Source organism: Providencia sp. JGM181 (genome assembly GCF_018257375.1).
In the GTDB taxonomy this organism is placed as follows: domain Bacteria; phylum Pseudomonadota; class Gammaproteobacteria; order Enterobacterales; family Enterobacteriaceae; genus Providencia; species Providencia lanzhouensis.
In genome coordinates this window covers 41,443-49,320 of the sequence record NZ_JAERJY010000007.1, presented here as the reverse complement: position 1 = coordinate 49,320, position 7,878 = coordinate 41,443, and the positions used below count along the sequence as shown (strand labels likewise).

General features: G+C 46.1%; 8 protein-coding genes. 5 read left to right on the top strand and 3 right to left on the bottom strand.

The window, feature by feature from the left end; all coding sequences use genetic code 11:
* Window positions 1–187: 187 nt before the first annotated feature.
* The 3 genes from proP (at window position 188) to JK188_RS02585 (ending at window position 3,538) form a co-directional block, all read left to right on the top strand.
* On the top strand, window positions 188–1,690 hold the full coding sequence (gene proP, locus JK188_RS02595) for a glycine betaine/L-proline transporter ProP (protein ID WP_108478692.1): 1,503 nt from the start codon (window positions 188–190) through the stop codon (window positions 1,688–1,690).
* Window positions 1,691–1,715: 25 nt separating this feature from the next.
* A complete protein-coding gene (gene phrB, locus JK188_RS02590; RefSeq protein ID WP_211887115.1) occupies window positions 1,716–3,140 on the top strand; it encodes a deoxyribodipyrimidine photo-lyase in 1,425 nt (474 codons plus the stop codon).
* Window positions 3,141–3,226: 86 nt separating this feature from the next.
* Complete coding sequence (locus JK188_RS02585; RefSeq protein ID WP_154638557.1) at window positions 3,227–3,538, top strand: monooxygenase; 312 nt, start codon at window positions 3,227–3,229, stop codon at window positions 3,536–3,538.
* Window positions 3,539–3,583: 45 nt separating this feature from the next.
* Here the strand turns inward: JK188_RS02585 and JK188_RS02580 are convergent, their stop codons facing one another.
* From JK188_RS02580 to paaZ, 3 genes are all read right to left on the bottom strand, one after another.
* Window positions 3,584–3,877 carry a type II toxin-antitoxin system RelE/ParE family toxin gene (locus JK188_RS02580; RefSeq protein ID WP_154638556.1) on the bottom strand — a complete coding sequence of 98 codons (294 nt, stop codon included), beginning with the start codon at window positions 3,875–3,877 and terminating at the stop codon, window positions 3,584–3,586.
* The gene (locus tag JK188_RS02575) at window positions 3,870–4,112 is read right to left on the bottom strand and encodes a type II toxin-antitoxin system ParD family antitoxin (protein WP_006663118.1); all 243 of its coding nucleotides are present in this window, start codon (window positions 4,110–4,112) and stop codon (window positions 3,870–3,872) included. The genes JK188_RS02580 and JK188_RS02575 overlap by 8 nt, the downstream gene beginning before the upstream one ends.
* A 128-nt stretch (window positions 4,113–4,240) precedes the next feature.
* Window positions 4,241–6,301 carry a phenylacetic acid degradation bifunctional protein PaaZ gene (gene paaZ, locus JK188_RS02570; RefSeq protein ID WP_211887114.1) on the bottom strand — a complete coding sequence of 687 codons (2,061 nt, stop codon included), beginning with the start codon at window positions 6,299–6,301 and terminating at the stop codon, window positions 4,241–4,243.
* 326 nt (window positions 6,302–6,627) lie between these two features.
* On the opposite strand from paaZ, the gene paaA reads away from it, so the two are divergent.
* Together paaA and paaB are read left to right on the top strand one after the other, a co-directional pair.
* Window positions 6,628–7,566, top strand: a complete 939-nt coding sequence (paaA, locus tag JK188_RS02565; RefSeq protein ID WP_249215489.1) for a 1,2-phenylacetyl-CoA epoxidase subunit PaaA — start codon at window positions 6,628–6,630, stop codon at window positions 7,564–7,566.
* Window positions 7,567–7,586: 20 nt separating this feature from the next.
* A complete protein-coding gene (paaB, locus tag JK188_RS02560; protein WP_211887113.1) occupies window positions 7,587–7,874 on the top strand; it encodes a 1,2-phenylacetyl-CoA epoxidase subunit PaaB in 288 nt (95 codons plus the stop codon).
* Window positions 7,875–7,878 lie beyond the last annotated feature (4 nt).

Below are 7,878 nucleotides of genomic sequence, written 5' to 3'. Positions count from 1 at the left end.
CAATCTACCCCTGCATTATTGATATAGTTATTTTGCTGTAACATTAAATAGCTTATTCGTTACTCTCCATTCAATTAGTTTAGATACTGCATTTAATTATCCATACTAATTTTCATTATTTGCAGATTGTCCGAGCAAATCGGATCGGGAAACCCACATCTTAAAATTCAAATAAGAGGATGGTTCCATGAAGATCAGAAAGAAAAAAGAAAAACCATTAAATATCAACGACATTACAATTATTGATGATGGAAAATTGAAAAAAGCAATCACAGCGGCTTCGCTGGGTAATGCGATGGAATGGTTCGACTTCGGTGTTTACGGCTTCTTAGCCTATGTACTGGGTCAAGTCTTCTTTCCGGACGCATCACCGAGCGTTCAGATGATTGCGGCGTTAGCCACTTTCTCCGTGCCTTTCTTGGTTAGACCCCTTGGGGGCGTTGTCTTCGGTATTCTCGGAGATAAATACGGCCGACAAAAAGTGTTGTCCATGACCATTATTATTATGGCAATCAGTACCTTCTGTATCGGTCTGATCCCATCATACGAGAGAATTGGTATTTGGGCGCCTATCTTATTACTGCTCGCTAAACTGGCTCAAGGTTTCTCCGTGGGTGGTGAATACTCTGGTGCTGCTATCTTTGTTGCTGAGTATTCCCCAGACCGTAAACGTGGCTTTATGGGCAGCTGGTTAGACTTCGGTTCTATCGCAGGTTTTGTGATGGGTGCGGGTGTCGTCGTGCTGATTTCAAGCCTTGTCGGTGAAGCTAACTTCCACGATTGGGGATGGAGAATTCCGTTCTTCTTAGCCTTACCGCTAGGTATTATCGGTCTCTATTTACGTCATTCATTGGAAGAAACCCCTGCATTCCAGCAACATATTGAAAGTTTAGAGCAGCAAGACAAAGCCAATATCCAGAATCCACCGAAAGTCTCTTTCCGTGAAGTTGCATCTAAATATTGGAAAAGCTTGATGATTTGTGTCGGCTTAGTTATCGCCACTAACGTGACGTACTATATGCTGCTGACCTATATGCCGAGCTATTTGTCCCATAATTTGAACTACTCAACCGACCACGGCGTGTTGATTATTATCGCCATTATGATTGGTATGCTGTTTGTACAGCCAATCATTGGTTTAGCCAGTGACAAAATTGGTCGCCGACCTTTCGTTATCATGGGCAGCGTGGGGTTAATTGTGTTGGCTTACCCCGCATTTATGATGATTAATAGCGGCTCTGTTGGCTTAATTTTTGTCGGATTGTTGATTCTTGCGGTATTACTCAACTGCTTTACAGGGGTGATGGCATCGATTTTACCGGCTATTTTCCCTACCCATATTCGTTATAGCGCATTAGCCATCGCTTTTAATATCTCGGTATTAATTGCGGGTGCAACACCAACAGCGGCGGCATGGTTAGTTGAAGCGACTAATGACTTGTATATGCCTGCATATTATCTGATAGTCATTGCATTAATTGGTCTGTATACCGGTATTAGAATGCCAGAAACAGCTAATAAGCCACTACGTGGTGCAACGCCTGCAGCCTCAGATAAAGCGGAAGCAAAAGAAATTTTGAGTGAGCATTTTGACAATATCGAACAGAAAGTTGAAGATATCGAACAACAAATTGCTGAGCTGGAAAAACAGCGTCAATCGCTAATCAACCAGCACCCAAAATTAGATTAACCCTTAAAAAATAGCGAGGAAAGCGATGTCGGCTTGTCACTTAGTTTGGTTTCGCAACGATCTACGAGTCACCGATAATAAAGCGCTTACCTTTGCTTGTGAGGATCCTACTGCCACTGTGATTGGCGTCTATACTGCGACGCCAGAACAGTGGGCAACTCACAACGTATCACCAAGGCAAATTGCCTTCTTACATCAAAACCTTGTGGAACTACAACACGCTTTAGCGAAACGAGGTATTCCCCTGATTTGCCATACCACTGCGACCTTTGCGGATTCCGTGAAATGGTTGCTGGATTTTGCCCAACAGCAAAATGCCACAGGGTTATATTTCAATCACCAGTACGAGTTAAATGAACGCTTGCGAGATGAACAGTTACGCCAGCAAGCGCAACATCTGAATATTTTCACCTATGATGATGCGCTATTACTTCCGCCAGGTTCAGTGACGACGCAAAAAGGGGATATGTACCAAGTCTATACCCCGTTTCGCCGCGCCTTTTTGAGCCAATTGATGATGAGTGATTTTCGCTCGTTTCCCGCCCCCAAATCACGGGGGGCGGCATTAGCCGTTGAAAATACACCTCCACTTTTTGCTCACCAACCTGTTGAAATTTCACCGCAATTTATTGCCGGAGAACAAGCTGCATTAGCGAAGTTACGGCAATTTTGCAGCGAGCGCGTACAAGATTACCAACGCGACCGAGATATTCCCGCCATTGATGGTACTAGCCAATTATCCCCCTATTTAGCCCTTGGGGTGCTTTCGCCTCGACAATGTGTGAATCGCTTATTGGCAGAAAACCCGCAGGTTTTTGACTCACAAGAAAGTGGCGGTTTTAGCTGGCTAAATGAATTAATTTGGCGAGAATTTTATAATCATCTATTGGTCGCTTTTCCGCGCCTTTGTCGTCACCAACCATTTATTGAATGGACGCAGCATATTCAATGGAACCCCGATGAAACCGGATTTACCGCATGGAAAAACGGGCAAACAGGCTACCCGATAGTAGATGCAGCCATGCGCCAACTCAATCAAACGGGCTGGATGCATAACCGGCTACGGATGATTGTGGCAAGTTTTTTAGTCAAAGATTTGCTGGTCGATTGGCGTAAAGGCGAACGCTACTTTATGAGCCAGTTAATCGATGGCACTTTGGCGGCGAATAACGGCGGCTGGCAATGGTCAGCGTCAACGGGGGTTGATGCCTCGCCGTGGTTCCGAATTTTTAACCCAACCACCCAAGGGAAAAAATTCGACCCACAAGGCACGTTTATCCGCGAGTGGCTCCCCGAACTTCGCGATGTTCCCGAGAAGTTTATTCACGAACCCCACACATGGGCTGAATCTCACCAAGTCTCTCTGAATTATCCAACGCCCATTGTTGACCATAAGCAAGCAAGGTTGATGACGTTAGAAGCGTTTGAGGCAGGGAAGCAGAATAAATAAAATTCATTCCCCCAATCCCCAATTTGATCAATCCTAAATAAAAATTACTGGTTATGATAACCAGACAACAACAATAGGAGGCAATAATGCAGGTAATTTTACAGGTTGATTTCCCATACCAAGGCCCATGGGGTGAAGAGATGACGGCGGCAATGGAGGGATTAGCGCAATCCATTAACCAAGAGCCGGGGTTTATTTGGAAGATTTGGACTGAAAACCAACAGACCCAAAGGGCAGGGGGCATTTACTTATTTGCTAACCAAGCCGATGCGCAAGCGTATCTCGAAATGCACAGTGCGCGGCTCAAATCCTTTGGCGTACCAGAAGTGAGCGGGCAAATTTTTAGTGTGAATACCGCACTCAGCCAACTGAACCAAGCGCAATTTATTCAAAAATAGTTTCAATGGAGAGGGCATTTTTGCCTTCTCTTATCCCGTTAAAATTTACTCAGCAAAATCCAATTCATCGACATCCACAGATTGATGAATAACGCGGGAGATAAAAATAAATGGGGTCTGGGGCATGTAATATATGGAATGTTTTTTAAACTCAAATCGCCTCATCCCTTTACATACCCAATGACACTCTTTACCTATCCATGGCGAACTAGCCAGTAACTCAAACGTTTTTTTTAATTCATTGTGATATTTTTTCGCCTGATTAACACCGAACTGCCGTATTGTGTAACGAGCAATTTGATAAATATCTTCTTCCGCAATTTGAGAAATTTTATACATTTAAATCCTTTTCCGCTCTGGCAAAAATGTCATCCATGCTGCTTTCACTTTCCGGTGAATTCAGTCCATCCAATACCATTTTTCTCACATATTCAAGCCGTTGCTCTCTCTCTTCCATCATACGCAATGCGTCCCTTATCACTTCTGATGTATTGCCATAGCGACCAGACTGGATCATATCGCCAATAAAACGGTTGAAGTGCTCCCCCAATGTCACACTTGTTACTCTCGCCATAAACTCACCTGTCATCGCATTGTATTACTCAGTCATACAACTATAGCAATGAATTTCTGTTGCTTCCAGCCAACGAAAACAGAAAGGGCATTTTGCCCTCTCTGATAACTTTGCCCTCTACCACAGCATCAAAAATCCCCGTGGCGACGCTCCACCAGCGTTAAAATACTGTATAGCGCCACGATATCGTTGTGCTGATTAAACACTTGGACATCCCACTCGATAACCCCATTTGGCTTATCTTCGGCTTTTTTCTGGGCTTTTTTGATCTTTTTCTTGCACGTTAAGCGCACTTGGATGGTATCGCCAATTTTGACTGGCTCGATAAAACGCAAGTTTTCCATCCCATAATTAGCGATAACAGGCCCAACTCCCGCATCCACAAACAGCCCCGCCGCTGCTGATACCACAAAATAACCGTGGGCGATGCGCTCGCCAAACATCGATTGCTCGGCGCCAAGTTTATCCACATGCACATAGAAATTATCCCCGCTGAGACAGGCAAAATTCACAATATCCGCTTCAGTTACTGTGCGTCTCGCGGTCAGTAACGTGTCGCCAATCACTAACTCTTCGAAATATTTACGGAACGGGTGCACCACATCAGCAATAGCCTCAGCGCCGCGCATCCACTGCTTACTAATCGCAGTCAACATGGATGGGCTGCCTTGCAGTGCCGTGCGCTGCATATAATGTTTTACTGCTCGCAAGCCGCCCAGCTCTTCACCGCCCCCGGCACGCCCCGGTCCACCATGTACCAACATTGGCAAAGGTGAGCCGTGCCCTGTGGATTCTTTTGATGCCGCTTCATCCAGAATAAACATCCGCCCATGCGCCCGTGCCGTTGCGCGGATCGCCGTCTGCGCTACTTGGCTATCGGCAGTCACCAGCGAACCGACTAAGCTTCCGCCTCCTAGCGCCGCCAATTGCACCGCTTGATCTAACCCGTCATAACTCATTAATGTCGCCACGGGACCAAACGCTTCGGTTTCGTGTACCGCTTGATGCACAAATGGCTCGGCACAGTACAGCAATGTCGGTGGGAAAAATGCCCCTTTTTCGCTATCGCCACCTACCACCTGCATATTAGCAAAGCTACCACCACATAAGCGTTCGCAGCCATTTGCGAGCAGATAATTCACTTTGTCCTGCACGTCTCGGCGTTGTTCAAGGTTAATCAATGCCCCCATTCGAACCCCTTCCACGGCAGGATCGCCCACCGTGACGTTCGAGATGCGTTTTAGTAGGGCATTTTTCACATTTTCCAACTGAGTTTTCGGGACGATAATCCGGCGGATAGAAGTACATTTTTGCCCTGCTTTCATGGTCATTTCATTGACCACTTCTTTGATAAACAGCGCAAATTCTGGTTGTTCAGGCTGAACATCCAAACCTAAAATGGCGCAGTTTAATGAGTCCGCTTCCATGGTAAAAGGCACAGATTTTTGATTAATACGTGGGTGAGATTTGAGTTTTTGTCCAGTTCCTGCTGAGCCGGTAAAGGTCACCACATCTTCGAAATCCAAGTGGTCGAACATATCCCCAACGCCGCCACAAATTAATTGAATCGCCCCTTCGGGAACTAACCCGCTCTCCATCATCAACTTCACCATCGCGTGAGTCAGTTGCGCGGATGCAGTGGCGGGTTTGATAATGGCAGGCATTCCCGCTAGCCACGTTGGCGCCAGTTTTTCTAGCATACCCCAGCACGGAAAGTTGAACGCATTGATGTGCAAAGCCACGCCACGGCGCGACGTCAAAATATGGCGGGCAACAAACTGCCCCTGTTTTGATAGCGGGATCATCTCGTCTTCTGACCACACAGTATCATCCGGCAGCTCACGGCTTGCCAGACCCGCGTAGGAAAATAGGGTGCCGATTCCCCCTTCAATATCTACCCAACTGTCTGATTTAGTGGCGCCTGTCTGGGCAGAAATGACATATAACGCCTCTTTATGGGCAAGCAAATGTCGAGCAACTGCTTTAAGCATCTCTCCACGCTGTTGAAACGTTAATTTTCCTAGCGCCTCGCCACCGACATCACGCCCGTATTGTAGGCTTTGCGCTAATGGCAGCCCTTCAGAGGTCACTGCATAGAGTGCTTCATTGGTTAGTGCATGAAAAATCGGACGACCTTCCCCTGCTCCCGTTGCCCACTTCCCCATAATGTAACTTGTTAAATGTTGCATGTTCCATCTCCAGAAAAACGACAATAAACCATTTTTAGATGTTAAATATGTATCACATAAACAATCATAGATGCCAATCTAAATTTAACAAATAAAATACAAGTAGAGTTAATTTGAGTATTTAGGGAAAGAATCACACAAAAAACGATGACTTCATCACATTGATTTATATGAACATAGTTTAATTACTTGTGAGGTGAATCGCAAAAACCCTACAAACAGCATTGATCTTATTGTTAACCATTCCTAGCATTAATGTTAAATAAATGTGTTTCATATTTTTATATTAACTTAATTTTTATGAATCACTTTAACGGAAGATAACAATGAACGAGCAAAATAAAATCCACTTCGATGCCAAAATCGAAGCTGACATCGCCATCGAGCCCAAAGATTGGATGCCCGATGCTTACCGACAAAACCTCATTCGCCAGATTGGGCAGCACGCCCATTCAGAAGTGATTGGCATGCTGCCGGAAGCCAATTGGCTCACTCGCGCTCCAACCCTACGCCGTAAGGCCGTTCTGCTAGCAAAAATTCAAGATGAAGCGGGGCACGGTTTATACCTCTATAGCGCCGCAGAAACCTTGGGGTGCACTCGCCAAGACATCTACCAAAAGATGCTCGACGAAAAGATGAAATACTCCTCCATTTTCAATTATCCGACGCTCAATTGGGCGGATGTGGGCGTGATTGGCTGGCTGGTTGATGGCGCAGCAATTGTCAACCAAGTGGCACTGTGCCGTGCCTCTTATGGGCCTTATGCCCGTGCGATGGTGAAAATTTGCAAAGAGGAGAGTTTTCACCAACGCCAAGGTTATGAAGCTGTCATGGCATTGGCTGAAGGCACCGACGAGCAAAAAGCCATGTTGCAAGACTCTATCAACCGCTTTTGGTGGCCAGTATTAATGATGTTTGGTCCGAATGATTCTGACTCCCCTCATAGCGCGCAAAGTATGGCGTGGAAAATCAAGCGCTTCAGTAATGACGAGCTGCGCCAGAAATTTGTGGATAACACAGTACCGCAGGTGGAAGCCCTCGGCATGACCATCCCCGACCCTGACCTGCACTGGGATGACGCGCTAGGTCACTACCGTTTTGGTGAGATTGATTGGGAAGAGTTCTACCAAGTGATTAAAGGGCAAGGGATCTGCAACCAAGAACGCCTTGATGCGAAGCGCAAAGGTTGGGAAGAAGGAGCTTGGGTGCGCGAAGGCGCAATGGCTCACAGTCAAAAACAAAAAGCCATTAAATCTGCGGCTTAGCCACCAATAAGGAAAAGACAATGAACAATCAAGATTGGCCACTGTATGAAGTGTTTGTTCGCAGTAAACAAGGTTTAGCCCATCGCCATGTGGGAAGTTTGCACGCCGCCGATGACCAAATGGCGCTGGAAAATGCTCGCGATGCTTACACTCGCCGTAGTGAAGGTTGCTCCATTTGGGTCGTCAAAGCTGCCCATTTGATCGCCTCTCAACCTGATGAAAAAGAGCAATTTTTTGACCCTGCGGACAGCAAGGTTTACCGCCACCCAACTTTTTACACCATCCCTGATGGCATCAAAAACATGTAAGGAG